Annotated in this window: 21 protein-coding genes and 1 tRNA gene; 9 read left to right on the plus strand and 13 right to left on the minus strand. The window is 35.5% G+C overall.

Annotated features, from left to right (window positions below; genetic code table 11):
- Positions 1-138 precede the first annotated feature (138 nt).
- Positions 139-215: transfer RNA gene (locus ACFIM1_RS03290), tRNA-Met, on the minus strand.
- A 159-nt stretch (positions 216-374) separates the two neighbouring features.
- Here ACFIM1_RS03290 and ACFIM1_RS03295 point away from each other — a divergent pair.
- Together ACFIM1_RS03295 and ACFIM1_RS03300 are read left to right on the plus strand one after the other, a co-directional pair.
- Positions 375-1331, plus strand: coding sequence for a Gfo/Idh/MocA family protein (locus ACFIM1_RS03295; protein ID WP_375606925.1), 957 nt, complete (start codon positions 375-377; stop codon positions 1329-1331).
- Between the two features lie 49 nt (positions 1332-1380).
- Positions 1381-2499 carry a DegT/DnrJ/EryC1/StrS family aminotransferase gene (locus ACFIM1_RS03300; RefSeq protein WP_375606926.1) on the plus strand — a complete coding sequence of 373 codons (1119 nt, stop codon included), beginning with the start codon at positions 1381-1383 and terminating at the stop codon, positions 2497-2499.
- A 314-nt stretch (positions 2500-2813) separates the two neighbouring features.
- Here ACFIM1_RS03300 and ACFIM1_RS03305 read toward each other — a convergent pair whose 3' ends face one another.
- Genes ACFIM1_RS03305 through ACFIM1_RS03315 form a run of 3 tightly spaced genes read right to left on the minus strand, consistent with a single transcriptional unit; the run spans position 2814 to position 4080 of the window.
- Entirely contained in the window at positions 2814-3080 is a 267-nt protein-coding gene (locus ACFIM1_RS03305; protein WP_375608211.1) for a hypothetical protein, read from the minus strand.
- Complete coding sequence (locus ACFIM1_RS03310; protein WP_375606928.1) at positions 3070-3456, minus strand: hypothetical protein; 387 nt, start codon at positions 3454-3456, stop codon at positions 3070-3072. Before ACFIM1_RS03310 ends, ACFIM1_RS03305 begins: the two co-directional genes overlap by 11 nt.
- A 27-nt stretch (positions 3457-3483) precedes the next feature.
- Entirely contained in the window at positions 3484-4080 is a 597-nt protein-coding gene (locus ACFIM1_RS03315; protein ID WP_375606929.1) for a DUF1134 domain-containing protein, read from the minus strand.
- 214 nt (positions 4081-4294) lie between these two features.
- On the opposite strand from ACFIM1_RS03315, the gene chpT reads away from it, so the two are divergent.
- Complete coding sequence (chpT, locus tag ACFIM1_RS03320; RefSeq protein ID WP_375608212.1) at positions 4295-4933, plus strand: histidine phosphotransferase ChpT; 639 nt, start codon at positions 4295-4297, stop codon at positions 4931-4933.
- Positions 4934-5150: 217 nt separating this feature from the next.
- Here chpT and ctrA read toward each other — a convergent pair whose 3' ends face one another.
- Complete coding sequence (gene ctrA / locus ACFIM1_RS03325; RefSeq protein WP_375609249.1) at positions 5151-5852, minus strand: response regulator transcription factor CtrA; 702 nt, start codon at positions 5850-5852, stop codon at positions 5151-5153.
- 567 nt (positions 5853-6419) lie between these two features.
- On the opposite strand from ctrA, the gene ACFIM1_RS03330 reads away from it, so the two are divergent.
- Positions 6420-6806 carry a flagellar export protein FliJ gene (locus ACFIM1_RS03330; protein WP_375609250.1) on the plus strand — a complete coding sequence of 129 codons (387 nt, stop codon included), beginning with the start codon at positions 6420-6422 and terminating at the stop codon, positions 6804-6806.
- A gap of 139 nt (positions 6807-6945) precedes the next feature.
- Here ACFIM1_RS03330 and ACFIM1_RS03335 read toward each other — a convergent pair whose 3' ends face one another.
- The gene (locus tag ACFIM1_RS03335; protein WP_273790817.1) at positions 6946-7221 is read right to left on the minus strand and encodes a DUF1153 domain-containing protein; all 276 of its coding nucleotides are present in this window, start codon (positions 7219-7221) and stop codon (positions 6946-6948) included.
- Between the two features lie 404 nt (positions 7222-7625).
- Between ACFIM1_RS03335 and mnmA the strand changes: the two genes are divergently transcribed.
- Positions 7626-8849, plus strand: coding sequence for a tRNA 2-thiouridine(34) synthase MnmA (gene mnmA, locus ACFIM1_RS03340; RefSeq protein WP_375606934.1), 1224 nt, complete (start codon positions 7626-7628; stop codon positions 8847-8849).
- Between the two features lie 280 nt (positions 8850-9129).
- Here mnmA and ACFIM1_RS03345 read toward each other — a convergent pair whose 3' ends face one another.
- The gene (locus ACFIM1_RS03345) at positions 9130-9939 is read right to left on the minus strand and encodes a TrmH family RNA methyltransferase (protein WP_375609251.1); all 810 of its coding nucleotides are present in this window, start codon (positions 9937-9939) and stop codon (positions 9130-9132) included.
- 754 nt (positions 9940-10693) lie between these two features.
- Here ACFIM1_RS03345 and ACFIM1_RS03350 point away from each other — a divergent pair.
- On the plus strand, positions 10694-11602 hold the full coding sequence (locus tag ACFIM1_RS03350) for a cation diffusion facilitator family transporter (protein ID WP_375609252.1): 909 nt from the start codon (positions 10694-10696) through the stop codon (positions 11600-11602).
- A 1293-nt stretch (positions 11603-12895) separates the two neighbouring features.
- Here ACFIM1_RS03350 and ACFIM1_RS03355 read toward each other — a convergent pair.
- On the minus strand, positions 12896-13735 hold the full coding sequence (locus ACFIM1_RS03355) for an N-acetylmuramoyl-L-alanine amidase-like domain-containing protein (RefSeq protein WP_375609253.1): 840 nt from the start codon (positions 13733-13735) through the stop codon (positions 12896-12898).
- A 539-nt stretch (positions 13736-14274) separates the two neighbouring features.
- Here ACFIM1_RS03355 and ACFIM1_RS03360 point away from each other — a divergent pair.
- On the plus strand, positions 14275-15495 hold the full coding sequence (locus ACFIM1_RS03360) for an MFS transporter (RefSeq protein WP_375606938.1): 1221 nt from the start codon (positions 14275-14277) through the stop codon (positions 15493-15495).
- Positions 15496-16352: 857 nt separating this feature from the next.
- Here the strand turns inward: ACFIM1_RS03360 and carA are convergent.
- Positions 16353-17549, minus strand: coding sequence for a glutamine-hydrolyzing carbamoyl-phosphate synthase small subunit (gene carA, locus ACFIM1_RS03365; protein ID WP_375609254.1), 1197 nt, complete (start codon positions 17547-17549; stop codon positions 16353-16355).
- Positions 17550-17807: 258 nt separating this feature from the next.
- Here carA and ACFIM1_RS03370 point away from each other — a divergent pair, with 258 nt between their 5' ends.
- Positions 17808-18260 (plus strand): GatB/YqeY domain-containing protein, encoded by a 453-nt coding sequence (locus ACFIM1_RS03370; RefSeq protein ID WP_375609255.1) that lies wholly within the window; start codon positions 17808-17810, stop codon positions 18258-18260.
- 676 nt (positions 18261-18936) lie between these two features.
- Here the strand turns inward: ACFIM1_RS03370 and ubiC are convergent.
- The 4 genes from ubiC to ACFIM1_RS03390 all read right to left on the minus strand — a co-directional run bounded on the left by ubiC (position 18937) and on the right by ACFIM1_RS03390 (position 24606).
- Complete coding sequence (ubiC, locus tag ACFIM1_RS03375; protein ID WP_375606941.1) at positions 18937-19443, minus strand: chorismate lyase; 507 nt, start codon at positions 19441-19443, stop codon at positions 18937-18939.
- A gap of 1063 nt (positions 19444-20506) precedes the next feature.
- Positions 20507-20758 carry a GlsB/YeaQ/YmgE family stress response membrane protein gene (locus ACFIM1_RS03380; protein WP_375606942.1) on the minus strand — a complete coding sequence of 84 codons (252 nt, stop codon included), beginning with the start codon at positions 20756-20758 and terminating at the stop codon, positions 20507-20509.
- An 869-nt stretch (positions 20759-21627) separates the two neighbouring features.
- Entirely contained in the window at positions 21628-23319 is a 1692-nt protein-coding gene (locus ACFIM1_RS03385; RefSeq protein WP_375608216.1) for a Na/Pi cotransporter family protein, read from the minus strand.
- A gap of 69 nt (positions 23320-23388) precedes the next feature.
- Positions 23389-24606 (minus strand): mechanosensitive ion channel family protein, encoded by a 1218-nt coding sequence (locus tag ACFIM1_RS03390; RefSeq protein WP_375609256.1) that lies wholly within the window; start codon positions 24604-24606, stop codon positions 23389-23391.
- Positions 24607-24740: 134 nt separating this feature from the next.
- Between ACFIM1_RS03390 and dnaG the strand changes: the two genes are divergently transcribed.
- The gene (gene dnaG, locus ACFIM1_RS03395; protein WP_375609257.1) at positions 24741-26678 is read left to right on the plus strand and encodes a DNA primase; all 1938 of its coding nucleotides are present in this window, start codon (positions 24741-24743) and stop codon (positions 26676-26678) included.
- Positions 26679-26898: the final 220 nt, after the last annotated feature.

A 26898-nucleotide genomic window follows, 5' to 3' on the forward strand; every position in this document is an offset into this window, starting at 1 on the left:
GAACACCTTTAAAACTCTTTGAAAAAAAATGAATTGGTACAAAACCTAGTGGCAAAATATACAAAACCTGCTGGCAAGCTACACAAGCTACAACAAAACCTAGTGGCAAAATATACAAAACCTGCTGGCAAGCTACAATGGTAGCGGAGGAGGGATTTGAACCCCCGACACAAGGATTATGATTCCTCTGCTCTAACCTACTGAGCTACTCCGCCAAAACAGATATATTACTGTAAACTATTTCATCTTTTGCGGATATAAGGGGTAGAATAGTAAGATGTCAAGCATCGTTTTGAAGCTTTTTTCTTGTTATTTTATTTTATCCTCGATATGTAAGTGTAGTTTTATATGATAAAGTAAGGTAAGGCGTAAAAATGGTGCCACGTGTAGCGGTTTTAGGATGCGGTCATTGGGGTGGAAATCATATAAAGACACTTCACTCTCTTGGGGCTTTAGCAGCAGTTTCTGATATTGATAGTGATCGTGCTGCCAGTTTTGCAACACTGTATGGTGTGGAGATTATTAAACCAGATGATCTTTTTGCTCATAGAGATATTGATGCACTGGTGTTGGCGCTGCCTCCACAATTTCACACGCAAAATGTGCTGCGTGCTGTTAAAAATGGTAAAGATGTTTTGGTGGAAAAACCTATAGCCTTGAATGTTTCTGATGCTAAACGCCAAGTTCAGGAGGCTGAGGCCTATGAGCGAGTTTTTATGGTGGGCCATATTTTGCGTTTTCATCCAGCTTTTGAAAAAATGTGTGAATTGGTGAAAAACGGAGATGTGGGAGATGTGCGATATATTTATTCTCATAGATTAGGCTTTGGAAAATTTCACACACACAGTGATGCTTTATGGGATCTTGCCCCTCATGATCTCTCAATGATTTTGGCGTTGACAGGATGTGAGCCTTCCGAAATTCGTGGTGAGGGCGCTGCTGTCGTTGATCAGATTTCTGATTTTTCTCATATTCATATGACTTTTCCAAATGGTGTGCGTAGTCATCTTTTTACTTCACGCTTGAGTTCTTATCGTGAGAGGCGTTTAATTGTTGTTGGAACAAAGGCTATACTCGTTTTTGATGATATGGAACCGTGGAGTCGTAAATTGGCAATGCACCATTTTGCCGTTTGGAAAGAAAATCAAGAGTGGGCTTTTAGCATGGATGAGCTGAATTACATTGATGTTTGTGAAGATTTGCCGCTTACTTGCGAATTACGGCATTTCCTTCATTGTATTGAAACGCGTCAATCGCCTCGTACAAATGGTGATGATGCTATTGCGGTTTTACGGATTTTAACAGCTGCTGATATCAATTATGATAGATAAAAGAGATAGGTAGCGCTTTTGCATTCTTGTGATGATCAATGGAGTTAATATGCAATTCATCGACCTTGGGGCGCAGCGTGCGCGTATTGAAGATAAAATTAATTCTGCAATTGCGCATGTAGTCGCTAGTGGTAAGTATATTTTGGGGCCAAAAGTAACAGAATTTGAAGAGAAATTGGCAGAATATCTTGGCGTTAAACATGTGATTGCATGTGCTAATGGAACAGATGCTTTGAAGATGCCTCTTATGGCTAAAAATATTGGTCCAGGGGATGCTGTTTTTTGTCCTAGTTTTACGTTTTCTGCAACGGCTGAAGTGGTTGCTTTGGTGGGGGCTAAACCTGTTTTTGTTGATGTTTTACCTGATACATTCAATATTGATGTTGAAAAACTTTCTCATGCAATTGAAATGGTAAAAAAAGAAGGACGTCTAAAGCCAAAAGCTCTTATTGCTGTTGATTTGTTTGGGCTGCCTGCTGACTATGTGCAAATTGCTCAAGTAGCAGCAAAGGAAAATCTTTTTGTGATTGAAGATGCTGCACAATCTATGGGCGGAAGAAGCGGTAATACTATGTGTGGTGCTTTTGGTGATGTAGCGGCCACAAGTTTTTATCCTGCAAAACCATTAGGATGTTATGGTGATGGAGGTGCTATGATGACCAATGATGATCATTTGGCAGAACTTTTACGTTCTATTTTGTTTCATGGTAAAGGTGAAACGCAATATGATAATGTCCGTATTGGTATGAATTCGCGCTTAGATAGCATTCAAGCTGCAATTTTATTAGAAAAGTTTGTTATCTTTGAAGATGAAATGCAAAAGCGTGTAGAAATTGCTCAACGTTATTCCGATGGCTTAAGAGATATTGTTACAGTTCCAGAAATAGGAGAAAATATTCGTTCTGCTTATGCACAATATACGATTAAGGTAAAAGAACGTGATAAACTAAAAGATTTTTTACAAAAAAATTATATTCCTACAATGGTTTATTATAAAACTCCTTTACATAAACAGCCTGCTTATAAACATTTTCCTTATGTCACAGATTCTCTTTCTGTTTCAGAGTCTTTAGGAGATTGTGTTTTAAGTTTACCCATGCATCCTTATTTAACGCAGAATGATCAGGATATGATTATTCAGAAAATAAAAGACTTTTATTACTCTTGAGAGAGTTCTTTTATCTTTAAAAATATGTAAAAGCTTTATGAATGGATCCATTTTAGAAAATATTTTTATTAGAGTGTGTGGCAAATGTTTTTAAGTATAATTGTCTGGACTCATGAAATGTTGTCTTTTAGGGCGGTGATATGATCAGCAAGGAGAACCAGCGAGACAAGAAGATGTTTTTTTTACAAAACGGCGTGGATTTAAGAAAGTTTGTTCTTTCGTTTAGTGAGAAAGCCACGTTTAATAAAAAATATTTCGGTTATGAGAGCTCTTTGTTGATTTCACTCTTCATTTAAGGTGTTTTTAAAGACAACTTATTTAAGGGGGACTTGGGAGAGAAGCTTTATTTTTTGGCGAATACGTGATGCTAGGTCATTTTTGCTTTTGGATTTTTGAATCAATGTGTTGATGGGTGATGTATTCCCCTCTTGTAGTGCTATGTGAGCTGCCAATGTTGCTGCAAGTTCTTTTGTTTCTTCTCGGAGTTCTTCTAGCAGTTGCTGGTTAGCGGTCGTGTCCAGCTCATGAGTTTGGATTTTTTGTAAGCGTTGCTGATAGTGTGCGACTTTTTCACGCATCATTTGTCTTTCCTTTGGAAGTGTGTAGTGTGGCGATATTTTGTTTGATTGCTATCGCTTCTTTGGTGAGAGTATCTTTTGTGGGGAGGCATAGCCGATAAAATTGTTCTGTTACTTGGCTCAGTTGTATTTTTTGTTGGACATATTTTTTTTGCAAAAATTCGTACTTTTTTTGGTTGTTTGCTAATTCTACAGCATGTTGTGCACGAAGAAAATCGTGATTTGCTTCTATTTCCGCGAGTGATAATGGCATTTTCGCACAAACATCTTTATACGCAAAATGAACGGCTTTACGCCAAATAAAAGGAGATAAAAGCACCAGTAACCAGGAAGTAAAAGCAACTCCAAGTATAAAAAAAAGAAATGATTGAATAAGCATAATACCCCTTTTCAAATAAGAAACCGTTTAAAACGGATTCCATGTCGGTTTAGGTGTTAATTTTAAATATCCTATATTGATACCAAGGCGAGCGCCGACTCCTGTACGTATTGGGATTAACAAGGTATTATGGTATTTGAGGACATGAAAACCAACACCTGCAATTAAATAGGCCGAACCTGAAATACCTCCATAGCGTCTCCATAAATTATTTATGCCATTAAGATTGTAAACTAAGATCATTAAACGGGAGCCTTGTCCGCCAAAATCCCATCCTACTGAGGGACCTTGCCAAAAAACTTTATGTTGACCATAGCTTTTGGTAAAAACCATTCCTTCGCCATAGGTTAATCCAGCAAAAAAGGCACCAGAAGCTTCTTCTCCTAAAATATAGGCATTGGGATAACCGTATTTTGAAAAAATATTTTGAATTGCAACAGCCAGACCACTGGCTGTTTTTCCAAAAAAGATATGACCAGAATCAATAATTTCTTGGAGTGAATAATGAGGTTCGTTTTGCTCTATTGGTTTTAGTCGAGCTTGTGTAGTGTTTATGGTGATGAATAAAAGGAAGATTAAAGATATAATATTTTTGTACCAGTATTTGAGCAGAGAGAGAGCCATAGAGTTTTCTCCTTTTATTAGTGATAAACAAAAAGATAATATTAGAATTTTCATTCTATTCAAATAAAAAATAAGATATAAGGTTATTTAAATTCTTGAATTTATTTCTAAATTTTTTAGCATGATTGTTAATGTTTCCTATTATGCATCAGATGTTAAGAGTTTTTCTTTAAAATAAAGTTTGTTTTTTTGAATCTAGGAGTTTTCAATCATTATGACGTTAGATATTTTTTTGAAGCCTATGGATCTTGCTGCTTTGCTTTGTAGTCGTATTTGCCATGATTTGATTTCACCTGTGGGGGCTATTCAAAATGCAATGGAGCTTTATGATGAAGGAGGAGCTGAAGAAGATGCTTTACAATTGGTGCGTTTATCCGTTGCGAGTGCTGCTGCACGTCTACAATTTGCGCGATTAGCTTTTGGTTTTGCTGGTGCAAGTGGAGGACAAATAGATACACGGGCTGCAGAGCAGGTTGCTCAGCAATATATGAAAGAAGAAAAAGCAACTTTAAAATGGCAAGCTTCTTCTTTATTGTTAGCAAAAGATGAAGTTAAACTTTTGCTTAATTTATTATTGATTGCAAACGCAACAGTTTCTCGTGGTGGTGAAATTGTTGTTATGATTTTGCAAGAAGAAAATAAACGTTCTTTTCGATTTGAGGTTTTCGGTAGAACTCTCCGTATACCCCCTCATTTTCTTGCGTTATTTCGTGGAGAAGTTCAAGAAGAGCTTATTGATGCACATGTCATCCAATTTTATTACACAATGTTACTTGCTCAGATGACAGAGATGAAAATAAATATTGATGAAAGTGATGGTTGTATTGTTTTAGAAAGTGTAAAAAAGCTTTGAATGAGAAAGAAGCGCTTAAGCCGTGTTGAGGAAAAAGTGGCTTCGATTGGACTTACGAACGATGAGATTATATCTATAAATTAGGTGTAGTTACTTCTTAAGCTTTAAGCGCTTTCTATATGAGATTTTTTGTATGCGTTTTTTATTTTTGACAAAGACAAAATCTCGGTCCGCTATACCCCCGAGATTTTACTTTTACAATGTGCATTTTTAATGCTTAAGCGGTTTTCCGTACATTTTCTTCAATTGGATCACGTAATACATAACCACGTCCCCAAACTGTATCAATGTAATTTACATTAGAAGAGACCGCTTCCAATTTTTTCCGTAATTTACAGATAAAAACATCGATAATTTTTAGTTCTGGTTCATCCATTCCACCATAAAGATGATTGAGAAACATTTCCTTAGTAAGTGTTGTACCTTTGCGTAAAGAGAGAAGCTCTAGCATTTGGTACTCTTTACCGGTTAAATGAACGGGACGTCCTGCAACTTCAACCGTTTTTGCATCAAGGTTAACGGTGAGATCTCCGGTGACAATAACTGATTGTGCATGCCCTTTAGAACGACGAACAACTGCATGGATACGTGCAATGAGCTCATCCTTATGGAAAGGCTTCGTCATATAGTCATCTGCTCCAAAGCCAAAACCACGAACCTTGTCTTCAATGGCATTCATACCAGAAAGGATTAGGACAGGAGTTTTTATTTTTGCCAACCTTAGAGTCCGCAAAACATCGTACCCTGACATGTCAGGGAGATTCAGATCAAGCAAAATGATATCATAATCATAGAGTTTTCCTAAATCGATACCTTCTTCACCCAGATCAGTGATATAAACATTAAAATTGGCTGATTTTAGCATCAACTCAATACTTTGAGTAATTGCTCTATCATCTTCAATCAACAATACGCGCATTTTAGATCCCTCACTTCGCTCCTTCACGAATCACAAGGAGCATTTCTATGTTTATAACAGTTGACAAAATCACCGTTATAAAAACAATTCATGAAATCAAACGCTTATAATAAAGCATTTATGAATATTTCAGTAGTACGCGTAACAATCACTACTAAATTCCCCACTATCCATGATAGTGGTTAACAAAATATTTTTATTTTTGAAAGAGGCTACAAAATTATTTTAGAAAAATCCTATATTTTTTAACATAATAAAAAATGAAGGGCTTTTTTTATAAACTTTAACCTAAAAAAATCTTGTAAAAAAACATTATAAATTACTTTTTTACAATTTCAGTGTTTGTTTACTGAGCTTTAAACCTCTTCATTTTATAGTAGGGGGAGAAAAGTAAAGAAATAGTTATTGATCTTTAAAGTAGGTTGTGTTTGCGGATGCTTTAAGGAAAGGAAAAATTATTGTAGTTTCAAGTTAATAGACTGTTTTATCGAATAGATATGTAATGAAAAAGATATGTATTAGGTGTGAATGCGAGTTTTGAGTTATCGCAATCAAGGAGTAGTGAGTATGAAGCCACGGGTAAATATGGTGCGATTGAGAATGTTTCAAGTACGTGGAAAGCGTCGTGAAATTGCACAGCTTGAGATGATGATCGCAGAATTTGAACGAATGGTGTTAGAACTGGAGGTACAGATTACTAATGAAGAACGTAAATCTGGAAACAATGATGTTCACCATTTTGCTTATTCTGCTTTTGCGCGCGCAGCGCGGCAAAGACGTGATAATCTAATCAATTCAATTCGTGATTTACAACTTCAAAAAACAAATGCTGAAATTGCTCTTTATGAGGCGAATACAGAGCTGCAACGTGCACAGCTTTTGGAAGCACGAGAAAAGAAGATTGCTGCGGATGATAAGGATATTTTGATTCAATCTAATTCAATGGTTGGCTAATTTAATGGCTGGATGATAAAAGCAATTATTGAAAAATCCATTCTTTCAGGTTTATCTTTTGGATATAGTATAAAACAGCCAAACTTTTATCAAGTTTAGCTGTTTTATGGATTGCTTTATGTTATTAATCAATGGCAACTTAATGCCTGTAGTGTTGAATCTTGGTCGTTCGTAATCCCGCTAAACCGTGTTCATCGATTAAACTTTGCCATGAAAGAAATTCTTCTACAGTCAAAGTATAACGGTGGCACGCTTCGTCAAGACTTAATAATCCACCTCTGACAGCCGCAACAACTTCAGCTTTGCGACGAATCACCCAGCGCCGTGTTGTTTGCGGCGGTAGGTCGGCAATTGTAAGCGGACTTCCATCTGGCCCAATAACATATTTCATTTGTGTTTTTATCAAGTTGCTCATTCGTATCCTCTACCTTTAGTCAAGGACTTGATTCGTTTATAGAGCATGAAATTTAAAAAAGAGCTAAAAGCGCTGAAAGAAAAAATTAATAAAGTGATTGGGTATGTAAAAAGAAGCTCAAGTTGAAGTGTTAGAAGAGATTCTTGCAATATTTTACTGGATTTTTCAAAAGAGAAAAAAGGTTTTCTAAAAGGATTTCTCCTAAACAATTACCATTATGCCTTATTTCCATCATTCTTTTTTTGTTTGCAGCAGCTTTTTAGAATGTGATGCTATGGTTGTGGAAAGGATAAAAAAACAATATAAAGAGCAATTAATAGTATAAAAGTGGCAAAGAACGCGCATCAGAATATTAATAATAGATGGGTATCCATTAAAGAGAGCATTAAATAGAGAATGAATACATGTTTTTAAACAGCCTTGATTTACCAGGACAACCTGAGGATTCTCGCATTGTTGTTGCAATGTCGGGGGGGGTTGATTCATCGGTTGTTGCAGGTCTTTTGAAAAAGGAAGGGTATAATGTTATTGGCATTACGTTGCAGCTTTATGATCATGGGGAAGCAACGCATCGGGTGGGGGCGTGTTGTGCAGGACAAGATATTGAAGATGCTCGTCGCGTCGCAGAAACACTAGGAATACCGCATTATGTTCTTGATTATGAAAAGCGCTTTCGCGAAGCTGTTATTGATCCTTTTGCAGAAAGTTATGCTCATGGAGAGACCCCAGTACCATGTATTGCATGTAATCAAACGGTTAAGTTTGCTGATTTATTAGCAACGGCACGCGAATTAGGGGCAGATGCTTTGGCTACGGGACATTATATTCGTTCGCGTTCCCACGGAGCGCATCGAGCACTCTTTCGTCCTCTCGATAATGATCGTGATCAGAGTTATTTTCTCTTTGCAACGACACAAGAACAGATTGATTATTTGCGTTTTCCACTTGGTGACCTTCCAAAAGCCCGCGTTCGTGAAATGGCAGCAGAAATGGGCTTTGTGGTTGCCAATAAGCATGATAGTCAGGATATTTGTTTTGTTCCACAAGGAAAATATTCAGATGTTATCGCAAAACTGCGTCCAGAAGCAGCTAATCCTGGCGTTATTGTCCATATTGATGGAAAGATTTTAGGTAAACATTCGGGAATTGTTAATTATACTGTTGGTCAACGTCGTGGTATTGGGGTGTCAACGGGTGAAGCGCTGTATGTGATTTATCTCGATGTGGAAAATGCACGTGTTATTGTTGGACCGCGTGAAATGTTAGAAACGCATAAGCTTTTTTTACGTGATGTGAATTGGCTTGGTGATGAACCGTTAGATAATTTCCCTTCTCAAGGTATTGAGGTGGCTGTAAAGGTGCGTTCAACGCGTCCTCCTCACCTTGCGCGCTTACATTATAAAGAAGGTATTTTTTCCGTTGATTTATTGGAATGTGAAAATGGTGTGGCACCAGGGCAAGCTTGCGTTCTTTATGATGGAAATGGTCATGAGGCGCGTATTCTTGGGGGAGGATTTGTAACACATTCAGAACGTGCAGCCGATACTGAAATGATGTTGAAGCGCGTTTTATGCAATCTTGAAACAAAAGATTCTGTTTCCTCAGAACTAAAAACAACAGCTTTATAAAGCATAGTGAATTGATTTATAATGATATTTTTTAATCTTAAACTTGAATGAGAGACTTCCGGAAAATTTTCTCATTGAAAGTTTGTTTTATGATTGAATCCATCAAAATTATATCTTCTGCATTTCATAAGCGGGGTTAGGGTGTGGAAAATGATGATAAAGAAAATGTGAAAATGTTTTTTATCAATGCTTTCAAAGGCTAGGGAACGGTAATATTATTGGAGACTGGTAGATAACACACAACATTGGATATGTTCTATAACTTGAAGTGTTATCATCTTTAGGGGTCAAAGTTAGTAAAATGGGCAAGTGCAATACCTGAGGCTGTGGCAACATTAAGGCTGTCAAAACCGTCAGTTATGGGAATACGTAAGGTGTTTGATTGTTGTAGTATATGGGGTGGTAAGCCATCGCCTTCTGTTCCAAAAATAAGTGCTATTCTTTTGGTTTTGTTGGCTTGTTTGAGAGTGTGTGAGGCAGAAGGGGAGAGTGCATAAAGATGAAAGTTTTCATCGTTTAGAGCAGCTATAATGTCATCTATATCAGCGTTTTGCGTATAGGGTACTTTTAAAGCAGCGCCGGCAGAAACTCTTATTGATTTGCGATAAAGTGGATCGCATGAGGTTTTGTCGACAATAATGCCATTACTGGCAAAGGCTGCTGCATTACGAAAAATTGATCCCATATTATCGTGATTCGAGATACCACATAAAACAAGAATCAAAGCTTTTTCTGGAAGATATTGTAAAAAACTTTGTAAGGATGGCAGTATTTTGCGTTTACCAATACCCAGAACACCACGATGAACATGGAAGCCGGTGATATTATCCATAACTTTTTGTGGAACGCAATAAATGGAACATAGGGGCTGTGTTTTTTCTAAAAGCGGTAGAAGTCCAGAGAGACGGTTTGCTACGATGAGCAGTGAGATGGCAGAAAACTCTTTTGAGTGTAGTAATGCGGACAATGTTACTTTGCCTTCAGCAATAAATTGATGTTGCCGTCCAACAAGATCTTTTTCACGGATATTATGATAGGCTTTTAGGCGTGGATCATCTGTTTCATTGATTGTTATGATATTCAAATGCATGCGAGGTTTTTAGTGTTTTTTTCTTATGATTTCCAGATGTTTGAATTTGTTTTATTTTAAAAAAAAAGAGATAAAAAAATATTTTTAAAACTTATGATAGAATTTGTATTGACAATATACAACCATAGGTATACAGTAAAAGTACTGATACGGAATCATATATTTTTCTTGTATCGGGTGCAGTGTCTTGGGTCCCCGCTATTTCCCAAGTTCTGTATGCCCTTAATTTCTAAGGGAAAAGAATCTGGGTCCCCAATGCCCAGATTCTTTTTTTTTGAGGGTAATCATTGTTCTTCTTTTTATATCTAAATTTTTTAGTAAATCATATTTTAAAATCCAGTTGACCTGTAAGGTTACCGTAGAGTGCTAAGATATTTTTTCTAAGGTGCAAAGATGGCTTATAATGCACATCATAAGACTAAAAAAATGCATGATTATGATAGATTTGAGAAAAAACAAGTTTTTCGTTTATGAGAAGTGAGATGGCTTTAAGTTATTCAGAAAACGATTAATAATGAAGGTTATGTGTTTGATTGCTCTTGGGAAAGCTCTTCTTTCTATTATTTTCTCTCTTCTTTATTTATTGGTGCTGTTCGTGTAACTGAGCAGTTTTTACGATAATAATGGTGAGCTGAAGCGTTTATTGTATGATGAAGCTTCTGTAATATTGAGGAAAGATCGTCGTTATGCCAAAAGTATAATGATATGGTTGAAAATATTAATTTCCTATTTCGTGAAGAAAAGGATGAGGTTCATGGATGTAAAAATCAATATACAAAGCTTAACTTTATACTCTATTTTTATTGCGTGTATTGTTTTTGCTTTGAAATATTGGGCATATCACATCACAGGTTCGGTTGCACTTTATTCTGATGCATTGGAATCAATCGTTAATATCCTTGCGTCATTGGCAGCATGGTGGGCTGTTAAAGTGAGTATGAAGCCAGCAGATCATGATCATCCCTTTGGGCATCATAAAGCGGAATATTTTTCCGCAATTCTTGAAGGGGTACTCATTATTATTGCGGCAATTGTTATTTTAAGAGAAGCATGGATAGCTCTTTCGACCGTTAAATTGTTGCAGAAACCTGGAATATGGCTTGCTATTCATCTTATTGCAACTATCATAAACTGTATTTGGGGAATGGTTCTTATTGGGCAGGGAAAACTCCATCGCTCACCGGCTCTTAAAGCTGATGGAGTACATTTTATAACAGATGTTTTTACGTCGCTTGCAATTTTAATTGGTTTGATTGCCGGTTTTGTCGGAGGATGGGGAGCTTTAGATCCAATTTTAGCGATAATCGTTGCCGTTAATATTCTCTTACAGGGCTGGAAGGTGATTAGAAATGCTGTTCAGGGATTAATGGATGTTGGTGTTGAATTGAATGAAAGCATGCGGATTCGGGAGTTGATTTCTGCAAATGCATCGGGTGCGCTTGAGGTCCATGATTTGCGGACGCGTGTTGCTGGGAGGGTTACTTTTATAGAGTTTCATTTGGTTGTGCCTGCTGTAATGCAGGTAGGAGAAGCACATAAAATTTGTGATAAAATCGAAGCTGTTCTTCAAAAAGAATTTGATAATGTACGTATTTCTATTCATGTCGAGCCTGAAGATGAGGCAAAATTGCCTCCCGGTACAACGGTAATCCCTTTTATATAAAAAGATTTTTCAAATTGTCTGTTATGTTAGACTGTTTTTTTATGATGGGGTGATTCATATCTCTCGAAAATACAATGATGCTCTTTCGTTGATTTAATTTTTGCATTAATCAAGTATACAAGGTTAAACAGAGTATTTAAGGCAAGATTTATTCTATGTCGTTAAAACACTGCCATTTAAGGTGTGGTGAGATAAGGCATATAAAGTTTGATCTATTAAGTGTTTCTAGAGTATGGAGTAAATATTCAAAATAGGATTTGCCGGTGTATTCTTTTGTAAGTGAATCTCATGAAATGGTTAGCAGCTTAAATTTACTTAAGAAAACGGATTGTTTACAGACTGTCAGGAGTAGATGTTTCGTTGCTTAGGGAGAAGAGGAGTGAAGCCTTCGTAATAAGTTTAATGAGATTTAATTGTAAATTTTATATAAAAGTTATGAATAGAATTTTAAAGTTTGTGATCATAGATTAATCATCATTATTGTTGCTAATAAATGTGTTGTTTTATCGATACAATGTGTTCTGTTTTGAGTGTTCTTTATTACATGAAGGATGGGGACTCATTAAAGAATGAAAAAACAAAAAATAATGCTCATATCTCTACTCTTTAAAGGATATTATTGTCGTTGCTGTAGAAAATCGCAAAGCTGGACTAAAGAATGATGCTAAAGATAGAGACTGGTTTTTAATTGATACTTTCATATTTTTATTTCAATCTGGCATCAAAATTTTACAAGGACTCGTACAGTACTGGTGCATTTTGATCATAAATATGCTGCTATATCAGGGCTATTTTAATTTATAGACAACAACAAAAAGAAAAGACTTTATAAGGAAAACAATGCTATAAAGTCAAAAATTTATACGCAATAAATTAGAGAGGTAGATCGAATTTTTATAAAATACTTTATAGACAATAACCAAACATATCTGGCTTTACTTTTACTTATATTTACAAACATTCGTTTGTGTATTTTTCGTTATATTTGTAAAGATCAGATTAGCTGTAATCTATAGATAACTTTTGGTTGAGAATATGAAAAGAAAGCGTGATACTATAGTAGAGTTTTTTCTGTCTTTATCTTTCAATAAGTAAAAGTGATTACAAATTCGTAATTTCTCCAAAAATGATTTTGTCATACCTATAAACAAAGTTAGATCAAAACGACTTTTTTCTCTTAAAACTGTAAACAAATATATTGTATCCGGATAGCTTGAACGAAGTTAGATGTTTGCCGGAATAACGACAGTATATATTTTAAGAATAGAGAAGATATTCCATATCGCTATGATGTTATTCAAGGGCTCTTAAAACGACGATTCCTGGTGTTTTTGCAACATAATCCATAAAAGGCGTATCGACGACTTTTTCATTTTCTTTGTGTGAAGGAGCATGTCGTAACATTGGCCCTTTATCTGTCATGATAAAGAAACTTACATGTGTTACATCCAATCCAGCAAGTTTTGCATAAATGCCAATGAAATCCCCTGATTTTAAACGGCTTATAACCTCTTCATTAATAAAGTTACTTGGAATATACGTTATTGTGCGTTTCACAACTGGAAGTCCAGGAAGATAGCGTCTATCATCAGCTTTTTTATTGAGATATTTTTCTACGCTGACTGCATGAGGACTTATTTCAGCGGTAATATCAGTGGCGAGTTTATATTCTCTATAAGCCCAGTCTGTAAAAAAATGTTTTCGGTTTAAAAAGTGAACATTACCCTTAATGTAACGCGTTTTTATGATGTTATTTATGAATTCTTTTGGGGTTGTTGATTTGCGCAATGCTTCAATATAATCCATACAAATGAAGTTATCTAAGCTTCTAAAATCAATAATCAGTTTTTCTGGTGTATTTTCTGAGCCATGTAACATATGGGCTTTGTAAGGTATTCCTAAAAAAGCTTCAGAAAGAAAGTCAATCATGGCTCCTTTTTCGTGATCATTTATTTCTGAACGTTTTTTGAGAAGAGCATTTAATTTATTTAAAGTATAGGGATCTAGCTCTACGCTGGTTGTTTGTTGTGTTTCTATTTTATTTTCTATCCCCCCCTCTTGTGAATAAGAATTTTCGACATCACGTCCTATCACTAACATTAAAGTGATAATTAATAGGGATATTTTTCGCATTTTATACACCATTTTTGAATTTAACAGTTTATGGACAACACGTACTAAAAGAACTGTTTTCTTATGCTTATTAGCATTTAAATGTAATAATAACATATAATCTTGATTTATTCAATAAATATAAACAATTTTTACAGTATTAATATATTTTTACTATGATTATTAAAGTTTTAAATTATTATATGGTATTGATGTATCTAATAGAGTTTATGTTTTAAAAATTAGCAGTATGAGAAGTGATAATAATGTATTATAAAATTAATCATAATATCTCCAAAGTTATTTTAATACTCTATGTTTTACTATTAATTATTCATGATTTATTATCATAAATATTTTTTCATTTAATATAAAAGATATTCTTATATTTTGATAATGATATATCAAGTAAAAATAATTTTATATTTTTATCTTGACTCTTTTTGTAATTTTTACTTTGTTATTATATTATATGTAAAAAGTATAGAATACTTTTAAAAGGAAAAGGGAGTTAAAATAGAGCGGGGGAGTCATTGTATGCGTAAAATAGTGTGTATGTTATGCAAGACCAAATGCTCAATCCGAAATTTGTTCAGCGTGGGCTCATTTTAGTGTTCATCACTTTATTGTTAGATATTCTTTGTATTGCGATCATTTGTCCTGTTTTGCCTGAATATTTTTCTCAGTTAACTGGAAAAGATGTCAGTGCATCTTTTGTAGAAAGAGGAAAATTACTTGCTGCTTACTCAGTGATGCAGTTTTTGTTTGCTCCTGTTATTGGTAATCTCTCTGATCGTTATGGTCGTCGTCCTATTTTGCTTGTCTCTATTATCTGCTTTGCTCTTGATAATCTCATATGTGCTATAGCATGGAGCTATTCTATGTTATTTATCGGGCGTCTTTTATCGGGGATAAGTGGCGCTAGTTTTGCAACTTGTACAGCTTATCTTGCCGATATATCCGATGATAAAACCCGTACGCGCAATTTTGGTCTGTTAGGCGTTGCATCCGCATTGGGGTTTATTTTAGGATCGTTTATTGGTGGTTTTTTAGGTCAGTTTGGTCCGCGTATTCCGTTTTATTTTGCTGCTGGTTTTTCACTCATTAATTTTATTTTTTCTTGGGCTATGATTCCAGAAACTCTTTCTTTATGGAATAGGCGCTTTTTTGATATTAAGCGGGCAAATCCCTTAGGTGCTTTTTGGCACCTGAAACAATATCCGATGGTTCTTTGGGTATTATTGGTCTTTTTTCTTTATTGGTTTGCGGAATCTGTATGGTTAAGCATTTGGGCGTTCATTGCAAAAGAACGCTATGATTGGAGTTCTTTTTCTATTGGGATCTCCTATAGTGTTTTTGGAATAGGCCAATTTATTGTAGTCGCTCTCATTTTGCCTTATTTTTCTAAACGATGGAGTGATTGGCATATTGTTATAGTGGGGCTTTTGTTTGCCTCCGTTGCTATGCTGGGCTATACATTTGCGACGCAGGGGTGGATGGTTTATATGGTTTGTGCGTGCACAATGCTTGAATATCTTGTTCAGGCACCTATACGTGCTATTGCTTCAGCGCAGGTACCAACAAATGTACAAGGAGAACTGCAAGGAGCAATGACATCTGTTATTTCGTTAAGTTTAATATTTGGTTCTGTTTTTTATGTGTTTCTCTTTGAATGTTTTACAGATAAAAATGCACTGTTTTATTTTTCTGGTGCTCCTTTTATAGGAGGTTTTTTGCTTCTTGTCATTGCAACGGTCATTTTTGCCTTGCGGGTACGTTAATGTGTTGAGAGGGGCTGGTATGTACTATTTTGCTAGAGAATGCACAAGATAAACTTTATAGGAAGAAAGTTTTTGGGATGTTTGTTTTGCAAAGTGTTGTTAAAATATCGATATATCCTTTTCATTTAGTGAAAATAATTTTTTTATTTTGTCATATTGTTTGTATAGGGGAGCCCGTATTTTTTCTATTGCTTGCAAATTAATATTCAGTGCTAATGCAGCAGCATATTGAAAACAAAGATTAAAATGTATCTGAGTTAGATGTATCAGTATTGTATGAACAATTCCAAATTTTATAGGGCAAATTGGAAGTAAAATATTACTTATATTTGTTGGCATCACTTCTGGAATCAAAAGAAAATCTCATTTTGGAAGAATATAAAGTTGTAAAATTGAAAAGATTTTTTCTGTTTTGCTATTACTTTTTTATTCGGCTTTACAGTTTTCAAAATCATCTACGGCAATATCTTTTAAAAAGTAGAGATTTGTTGCATTGCCTCACAATTTAATTTTTTTATTCTTTAGTAGGAATTATACTTCTCATGCACAATATAATTCTTAAAATTGTATTGTGAATCCAATATTTATTTGAAGGTTAGACACTTTACTCTTTTTAAAAATAGTTTTTATCGACACACTTATCTTGCTTGGGGGGGGAGAAGCCAATGATTTTGATGGATACGACCTTAAGAGAAGAGGAATGAGAAAAATTTAAGCTATTCAGTGCGCTCTTTTTAGTTTCAGAATGATAAATAAGAATATTTATTCAATAAGTTGTAGGTATAAAAATAATATAATTGTGCGTAGGAAGATAATATAATTTAAAGGAGAGAAGCTAAAAGGTGAGGCTTTTTATTTTAAGATATTTTTTTATAATTCATAATGAGATCACTAAAATGCTGAAAGAGGTAGTGGCTATCTTGTGGTCCCGGAGAAGCTTCGGGGTGGTATTGAACAGAAAAAACAGGTTTTCCAATGATTCGAATACCACAGTTTGAACCATCAAAGAGAGAAATATGTGTTTCTTGAACATGTTGTGGTAAAGAGGTAGAATCTACGGTAAAGCCGTGATTCATCGATACAATCTCAACTTTTCCAGTGTTAAGGTCTTTAACTGGGTGGTTGGCACCATGATGTCCTTGGTGCATTTTCACGGTCTTTGCACCAACCGTAAGAGCGAGAAGTTGATGACCAAGACATATTCCAAAAACTGGTAAATTATGATCAATTAATGTTTTGATTGTTGGAACGGCATATTGAGCCGTAGCTGCGGGGTCTCCTGGTCCATTAGAAAGAAAAACGCCATCAGGATTCATTGCCAGAATTTCTTTTGCAGTTGTGTGGGCAGGTACAACAGTAATGCGGGCTTTTTGTGTTGCCATAAGGCGAAGAATATTGCGTTTAATACCATAGTCAATGGCAATGATATGAAGATTGTGCACATTGTTTGTACCGTATCCTTTATTCCAACTCCATGTTTTTTCATCCCATTGCATTGATGATTGAGATGTCACATCTTTCGTAAGGTCAAGATTGACGAGACCATGCCATTTTTGCGCACGCCTCTTTAAAGAAGGAATATCAAAATTTCCATTAGCATCATGTGCAATGACAGCATTTTGCGCACCTTTTTCACGAATAAGAATTGTGAGCGCACGTGTGTCAATACCACAAAGTGCAATAATTTTACGCGTTTTAAGCCATTGATTAAGATTTTCATTGGCACGGTAATTTGAGGGATTTGTAATGTCTGCCTTGAAAATAGCGCCAACAGCACCATGACAATTGAGAGGAGAGAGATCTTCAATATCTTCGCTATTTGCCCCTACATTTCCTATATGAGGAAAAGTAAAATTAACGATTTGTTGTGTGTATGACGGGTCGGTGAGGATTTCTTCATAGCCTGTGATGGCGGTGTTAAAACACACTTCAGCTTCAGCGATACCTGTAGCACCTGCTCCTTTACCTTCAATAATGGTTCCATCTGCTAAGACTAAGAGGGCTGTAGGTTTTTTGATACTCCAAGGGTGGCTGGGTGAAGTTGTTTGTATCATAGTATGTATCCACAATTTATTCCCTGAAAGGTATAATGATCAACTTTACACAAAAATCATACCTTTAACAGATGCTGTGTATATTATTCTGGTAACGTTTCGCTTGAAGTAGGCAGTATAAGTACATTCAATGAAGAGGTAAAGTCTTGTTTTAGCTTTTCGAAGATCGAGTCCTTAATTATTTTTTTATCCTCCATTGCAAGATGGATAAAGATTGGTTAAAAGGCATCTTCTTCTTGAACAAAATTGGATAAACTTATGTTGCGTAACCAGATTGATGGGGCTCTTAGGGCTGCTTTGAAAGCGCAAGATAGTGCGCGTCTTGCTACACTTCGTTTAATGAATGCTGCAGTTAGGGATCGTGATATCCTTTATTATGATGAAGGGAAGCTAGAAGTGGATGATCAGCAGATACAGTCTGTTTTCACTAAAATGCTTCAACAGCGTGAAGAATTGATGCGAGCCTATAAAGAGTCTGGTTGCTTGGAATTGGCAGAGAGAGGACAAGCAGAAATAGAAGTTATTCGTGAATTTCTTCCCTATCAACTTAAGGAGATGGAAGTAGAACAAGTTCTTTGTGAAGCTTTGGCACAAACAAAGGCTGAAAAATTACGCGATATCGGTAAGGTGATGGCATGGCTTAAGGAACGGTATGCGGGGCAAATGAATTTTTCTAAAGTGTGCAATAGTCTTCGTAAGAAATTGCAATAGATCTTGTTAATTCAAGGGGATTGGAAAATATTTTTTATTGTGCGTCGCCTTTGTAAGTTAGTAGGATGTTAATAAATTTCATTTATTTTGTACACACATACTATTATCAAAAAAATAACTTTTTGATATCAACTAAACTTTTTAGGCTCTCATAGAGCAATGAAACATCTTTTATGTATTATATTTTCTGTTTTTCAAAGCTTTTAGACCATTAAAAAACAAAAATATTATAGAGTTTTTACTTTTTTAAAAAGATCTATTGTCAGCACTGTTAAAAATTTCAAAATAGGATGATTAAGCTAATTGATACAGATTTCCAATTTTGGAGAGTGTATTATTGTCTTTTTTGCTGTTTCAAAGCATTTTTTTGATAAAGAGTTTCCGTATTTTAGAGTGGTGATTATTCAGCAAGAAATTTAAATATAGATGGTTTTATCAATATGGTGTGTATCTTTTTAATTCAAGTACTGGTTTTAATGATAAGAAAATCAAAACTTTAAAACGTTTTTTCTAGGGAAGAGATTTTTAAGTTGAGTTTATGAAATAAAAAGATCTTTTGAAAAGAAGCCTTTGTTTGTAATGTGTTCTTGAGATAATTTTGAAATTCTTTTCTCTGATTAAATCCCTTATAAGCTATATAAAATCTATAAATTATGCAGAATCAAATGAGTAACCTCTATTTGTGGGGATACAGTGGTGAATCTGTTAAAAATAGTTCAGTTAGCAACAATGGCTTATCCGTTAACCGCAAGCGGGAACGACGTGCCCATAGCGCACCTTGTTGACCAATATGAATGTAATCGCGGGTTAATTTGTCATTGTTAAATAAATAATGTCCTAGAGGTACAGTTCCCAAATGCATTAAGGCTTGATTGTGTAGGAGGGTTTCTTGTGGAATTACAGTGCGTCCAAGGAGCCAAGGCTTATTATCTCCCATTAATATGACTTCACGTAGCCAATAACGCGCACTTTCGGGGATATGCTCTGCTTCTTCTGTTAATTTATCTCGCGTAATAAAACATTCGCGTTGTGGTTGAACTTGGAGGCAGGTACAATATTTCTTTAATCGAAGCGTCATTGAGCCCGATTCCATGAGCCAATTGCGAACGTTTTCTGGTATTGGAGGACTTTGATCAGAAAACCACTTTAGAGGTGGTAAGATGGAATCTTCAAGATAAGACATCGTTTTACTCCACAGCTAAAGTCTTATTCCATATGTTATGTTGGGTTAAATAGATAGCTCTATTGTAATACAAGGAGTATAAAAGCAGCAAGATTTTAACAGGAAGATATCAAAGGGAAAATCGAAAGCAAAGGTCTTTAAAAGAAGATATGCAGGAAGTATATATTATAGGATTATTTTCATTTAAAAAAGTAAAATAAAGTATTATGTTTTGTTCAAGGCGCTTTCACAATGTGTTACGGAAATTTCTTTATCGCATGAGAGCAATGGGAAAAATGTTTCGTGCTTTAAAATTCGTTTGTAACACATATAAAGAAGAGCTAAAAATTCATCTATGCAAGATGATATAAAGAGGAAGTTTTAAGAGGAACAAAACTTTATTTTATACTTTAGAAAGTGAAGAGATATTCAAATCTTTTGAATTGAGATGTAAAGAAGATCGTATTCTTTATAATAAAGAAGTTTATATTAATGCATATATTTTTATAAACTTTAAAATATATTATATTGTTAAAATTTTGAAATATTACATCACATAATGTGTAGTAATTCTATAATAAAGTTATATTAATATTATTTCATAGATTAGAAAAAATTATTTATCATTTTGTTCTTGCCATCTCTCTTTATTTCTTAAGATGCAAAAAAGCTCTTCGAGTTTTTCGGTAAAAAGGGTATTGTTGATAAAGTGTATAGGTATTAAGCATTATACGGTAGAATCTTTAATCATCGTTAGTGATTTTTGTAACCTTATGAATTGTTATTACAGTGAGATAAGCTGGATTTGCGCACGTGGTACAAAAATAAGTTCGTATTTCGTTAAAGTAACGCAACATATCTTTCCTGATATGCGTAAGTTTATATAGGTATGAAATGGTGCGTTATAAAGTTCTTTACTGCATTTGGTTTTATAATACGGTGATGGTGTATGCCTAAAATCGCAGCTTAAGCATCTCACCATCATATCAAAATTAATAACAACAAGTTACAGGGGAATATTTCAAACTCTGCTAGTTGTTTCCTAGTTTTGTATTGAATCCCCAAAAGTGTAAAAATAGATACTCTATGATCGAATTTTTTCTCCTATCCATATAAGAATACAGGCTCCTATAAAACCTGAAATAAGATAGCCAAGCCAACCAGCAAAACTTACACCTAAAAGACTAAAAAGAAAGCTCGCTAGCGCAGCGCCAATAATCCCTAAGATAATATTTAATAATATTCCTGTTTGGCTTTTCATAATATATTGTGCAGCCCAACCTGCAATCCCGCCGATAATAATAGCTGCAATCCAACCGATGTTTGCATTTTCCATGATACCCTCCTTTGCCTGAATTTAAATTGTAACTAGAGTAAACTTTGTAAAAATCAAGGTTTATTCTTTTTTTACCCAGTGGAAAGGATATTTCTGTTAGAGATTTTACTTATTAATTTCCTTTATATTAAAATAATACTCACATTTATATTATATATAATACTTAATAAGTATAAATTATATAATACATTTTAATTTATAAACAAATTAATTAATTGAGAAGTATGAATAAAAGAAGAAAATATTAGTGAAAATGTTTTAAGAATTCATAAAGTGTATTTATAAGCTTTTTAAGCTCTCTCTTACATTTAAAAGACAATTGTGATTAAAGTAATAAGTAAAATGGATATTTAAAAGTTTGGAGCTTGCCAATTGATATCAATGATGTTTAAAATGAAAATTGTTTCGTTGACAGGTTATAGCGTGGCTGTATAGGTTGAACCTCTACCAATCTTGATATAAACGTTGCATTTTTGTGGGGTTTTGTATTCCTTATAGAGTATTTCTGTTTCGCTGCTACTGTGAAGCGGTTCCCTTTTTACAAGGCGGGTTTAGATTGCAATTGTCATGCTCTTGACCATCTCTTTATGTTTTGAACAGTCTTGGCTTTGAGATGGTTAGGTATTTTGACGTCTTTCTTCAAGAGTTCTATTCTATATGCTACTTTGTTTGTAATGTGCAAGCAAATGACTTTGAGGAATTCATCATGAGTAGATTTTAAATGGAAGAAATTTACGATGAAGAAAATTCATTTAAAATGTCAAATAGATAAAATATTTTTACTAAATTGATATTTTGATCAAGGTATTTGAATGTTCAAAATTTAATGATAGATGAGATGCATTTCTTATTCAAGTTATTTTAAAATTTTAAGATTTTTCTGTTTGTTCTTCAACAGGGTTGCGTAGACGAGAACTTTGAAGAAGTCCCTGTTCTTCTAAAATGGGGTAGATCATTGAGGTCAAAAGAGAGTTGATTTGTTTGAGGTCGCGCACAGTGTCAAGATGAAGACTGGATGATTCTACATTTTTGAGATCCCCTTCACGCAGACGTTTAAAATGTTTTAAACTCATCTCTTTTTCTAAGTTTCGTAGTTGATCTTTTTTTTGTACCAATAGGTGTGCAGTGTGTGTATCACGTGAGACGAGAACGTTAAATGCTATATGCGCGTTGGCTAGTACAATGGCGTGGAAACGAAGGAGGTCACTCCAGCCCTCGCTGCTGAACTGTAAACCTTTTTGTTGTTTCTTTTTAACCAGCATCAACATATTGTGAATAATGATATCGCCTGCTTGGTCTAATTTTATACAGGCACCTAGAAGTTCTTGCGTTTGAAGAGCTTCTTCGTCAGATAATTTTTGTCCCGCTAATCGTGCAAGATAAAGTTTGATGGCGATATGTTTTTTGTCCAATATGGTGTTGAGTTGGTTGAGTTCACGAATAATATTGGGATCAGGCTTTTCATAAAGTCCCATAATTTTTTCTAGCATGATGTCTACAAGATCACAAATATGAATGACTTCACGCATGACATTCGAGAGGGCGAGAGTTGGGCGTTCAAGAACACTATCATCAAGAGCTGTTTGATCGGATAAATTGAGCGTTTTATCGGTTTGCGTTTTTTTTGCACTTATATTCACGATCTGAGTGGTTAATTTTAAAACCCACTTTGAAAGAGGTATTCCAGCAAGGAGAATGAAAACATTAAAAATGATATGGGCATTAATCACTTGAGTAGGGGCGTTATTGCCAAGCCATGTGATGGGTGGTTGAAAGGAGAGAAATAAGATAAGTATAAGGATTGACCCTGCTCCACGCATGAGTAAATTTCCTAAGGGAACGAGGCGAGTATTAGGAGAGGCGTTGCGCGTTAAAAGTGGTGCTATAAGAGAAGAGCCAAAGTTGACACCAAGAACCATGACAACACAGAGTTGCGTATGGATAAGATCGTAATTGGCAAAATTGACCAGCAAAATGATTCCTGCAATAGATGAATGTAAGAGGTAGGTTAAGCCAGCAGCCAACAAAAAAGTGGAAACAGGATCGGTTGAAAGATAACGAATGATGCTAGGCAAAATTTCGCTTTCACGTAAAGGCTCTGTCGCTGTACTTATCATTTCTAAAGATAAAATCAAAAGACCAATACCGATGATAATACGTCCTATTTGACGCCATTCACGTTTTTCTGTTGTCATGAAGATACAAGTGCCAATTAAAAGACAAAGGGGCACCACAAGTGTGAGATCATAGGTTAGGATTTTTACAACGATTGCTGATCCTAATTCTCCTCCGCGTACAGCCATAAGTCCTGCTACTCCAGAGACAAAACCAGATTCAACGAAAGAGCCAACGAGGAGTGTTATTGCTGTAGAGCTTTGTAAAATCATTGCTGTAAAAAGCCCAAAACTTACGGCAAACAATGGTTTTGAAACGACGTGGCACATTTTATATTTAAGTCTGTCACCATAGGCGCGTTCAACTCCTGTGCGCACCATGCGTGTGGCCCAGAGAAGTAAAGAAATAGCGCCGGCAAGATGAAGGAGTACCAATGAACCATTCATGATACTTTATTCTTTCTTTGTTGTTGTGAATGTGGTTGCCTCAAATTAATAAATTGAAGTTTATTGTTTTTATTTTACTTTTGCTTTTAATACTTGATTAAAATCATAACCGCTTGGATTTTGAAAAACCTTTAGACCGAAACAGGGCAGAATGGAATAAAGGTGATCAAAGATATCGCCTTGAATTTGTTCATAGTCTATCCAAACGGTGGTGTTCGTAAAGCAATAGATTTCTAAAGGTAAACCATTTTCTGTAGGAGGTAATTGTCGTGCCATGAGGGTCATATTAGGATTGATGTTTAGATGCTGTTGTAGATAAGCAAAAACATAAGCACGAAAAGTTCCAATGTTGGTTAAACGGCGTGTATTGGCTAAGACATCATGATTTTTATCTAATTGAGCATTCCATTGATCAATTTCTGCTACTTTTTGCGTGAAATAATTTTCTAATAAATTAAATCGGGAAAGATATTTTTGTTCTTCTTTTGTGAGAAAATGGATACTTGATTGATCAATAAAAAGAGAGCGTTTGATGCGTCTTCCACCCGATTCTTGCATTCCACGCCAATTTTTAAAAGGGTCGGTCACAAGTTTACGGATAGGAACTGAGGTGATGGTGTTGTCGAAATTTTGAACTTTAACAGTATGCAAGGCAATTTCAATAACATCACCATCGGCACCGAGATTGGGGATTTCAATCCAATCCCCAACACGCACCATATCAGTGGATGAAATTTGAATACCGGCAACGAGAGAAAGAAGCGTATCTTGAAAAATTAACATGAGAACCGCGGCCATTGCACCAAGACCGGAGAAGAGAATAAGAGGGGAGCGGTCAATTAATGTAGCGACCATTAAAATTGTTGCAACAGCAAAAAGTGCAATTTTAGCAATTTGAATATAACCTTTTATTGGTTTTAGTCGTGCTGTTGGTCGTTGTTCGTAAAGGATGTTAATGACATTGAGACAGGAAGAAATTGTCAGGACGACAAAGAAGATAATGAAGGCGTTGGCAACATTACCGATGACAGTGCTAAATGCATCGGGCAATGTTGAGATAAAATTAACACCAATTGAAAGAATAAAAGCTGAAATGATATCCGCTGTGTATTGAATAGCATTATTAATATCGATCGTTGTATTTTTTGGGAGAAAAGAAGAGAGTTTTTTTGCTCCGTGAATAAGTAATTTTCGTCCTAGAAAGTTCACTAAAAGGGCAGCTATAGTAAGAATAACAAGCCAAGAAATAGCCTCTAACCACGGATATTGAGCAATAAATTCGATCACTTTTTATTCTCCATTTCTAAAAATATATGCAGTTGAGGGTTTAAAATTTTACAACTGCTTAAGAGGAAGTATTGGAATTATGCTCTAAAGTCGTTAAATATGCAAAAAAGAATTTTTAAACTCTGTGAGAGATAATGCGTTTTCCGCCCGATTTCCTTAATGAACTGCGTACGAGACTCCCAATTTCAACAGTAATTGGTCAACGGGTGGATTTTGATCCTCGAAAAAGTAAGCCTTCACGGGGAGACTTTTGGTGTTGTTGTCCATTTCATGGTGAAAAAACGCCAAGTTTTCATTGTGATGATCATAAAGGACGCTATTATTGTTTTGGTTGTGGTGTAAGCGGAGATATTTTTACCTTTTTGTGTGAGCTTGATGGACTGCACTTTTCAGAAAGTGTAGAGCGTTTGGCTGATTTTGCGGGAATGAAACTCCCTATTTTGGATTCACAAAGTCATCAGCGTCAACTGGAAAAAGCTGACCTTTATGATGTGATGAAAATTGCTACAGATTTTTTTCAATATAATTTACGCGATAAAGGAGGTGCACAAGCACGTCGTTATCTGGATGCACGTGGTGTTACACCAGAGCTTGTAGAGCGTTTCCGCATTGGTTTTGCACCGGTAAGGCGTACAGCTTTGAAAGAAGCTTTGAGTGCACAGGGCATTTCAATAAAGCAAATGGAAGAATGTGGGCTTCTCTCAGTGCATGAGGAGAGCGCGGATTCTTATGACCGATTTAGAAATCGCATTATGTTTCCTATCGAAGATTTGCGCGGACGTGTGGTGGCTTTCGGAGGGCGTGCATTAGAGAAAGATACACGAGCAAAATATCTCAATAGCCCTGAAACAGTGCTGTTTCATAAAGGAAATATACTTTATAACGCGGCAGCAGCTCGCAAAAATAGTCGCTTTGTTGGCGATGAGAAAATTCATTCACTCCTTGTTGTTGAGGGGTATATGGATGTTATTGCATTGACTAAAGCTGGTTTTGAAGGAGTTGTAGCACCCTTAGGGACAGCATTAACGGAAGCACAAATTGAGCTTTTATGGCAGATGGGGAAGGAGCCTATTTTGTGTTTTGATGGTGATGATGCGGGTTTAAAAGCTGCTTTTCGTGTTGCAGATCGTGTGTTTCCTCTTTTAAAGGCTGGGGTTTGTGTACGCTTTGTTTTGTTGCCGCAAGGAAAAGATCCTGACGAAATTGTTTGTGCTGGTGGTGCACAGCTTTTTTCTTCTTTTTTGCAAAAAGCAATTCCTTTGAGTGAGCTTTTATGGTGGCGTGCTACCTATGGAAAGCATTTTGAAACTCCAGAGACACGAGCAGCTCTGGAAAAACACCTAAAACAACAAATTTTTACGATTAAGGATGAAGATGTTCGTCGTTATTATTTGCAAGATGTAAAAAAACGCCTTTTTGATTTTTTTCGTCCCTCTTTTTCTAAAAAAAATGGAGGAGGAAGATATGATCTGTCTTCGCCAAATAGGATTTTTAAAGAGCAATCCTTTTCTCTGTTAGCAAATTCTGAAATAGTACGAAATTCTTCGCAAGCTATTCCTGTGCGCGAAGCAGTGATTTTACTCACTTTAGCTTACTATCCTGAGTTGTGGTATGAAAATTTTGAGATTCTTTCTGAGTTAGAATTAAAAAATACTCAATTGATGTGTTTTCATCAAGCTATGTTGGAAATTCTTGGCAATCAGCAGCTTCATGATAAAGAGACAATGGTTGCGTTCTTGGAAAAAAGAGGGCAAAAGGCTCTGTTAGAGCGTATGAAACATCTTGTGCAAAATATTGGTATGCGTATTATCTTTAGTGGAGCCCCTATAGAAGATGCACGTGCTATATTAAAACAAGCTGTCTACTTGCATCTTCAAGAACACCACCTACATAAAAGGTTACAGGATATTGAAGAGCAACTTGTAGAAAATCCTAAGAGTGAGGTTTTTGATCTGCTTCGTGAGATAAAAAATGAGCTGGAGCAGATGCAGGCAACAGAAGCGTTAATTGAAGGGTTTGGAAGTTGGTTGGATGAAAAAATAGACGGGAATGCACAAGATACGATAAAATGATTCGCTTTTTTAATGCGAATCAGTCACTTAAATTTTAGATAAGGAAGTTTTATGTGGAGTAATATTTTCATAAAGGTGATGATTAAATTCTAGAAAAAGCGGGCAAATTTTAGGAAAAGCGGGAAATTGGTTCTTACGATAGGGTACAGAAATTATCTCAGAAGGGCTGAGAGGTGTCGGGGAAACTTCTGGAGTTTTCCCGCGTTTTTGTCTGAATGAC

This window comes from Bartonella sp. AC158YNML (genome assembly GCF_042196725.1).
In the GTDB taxonomy this organism is placed as follows: Bacteria; Pseudomonadota; Alphaproteobacteria; order Rhizobiales; family Rhizobiaceae; genus Bartonella.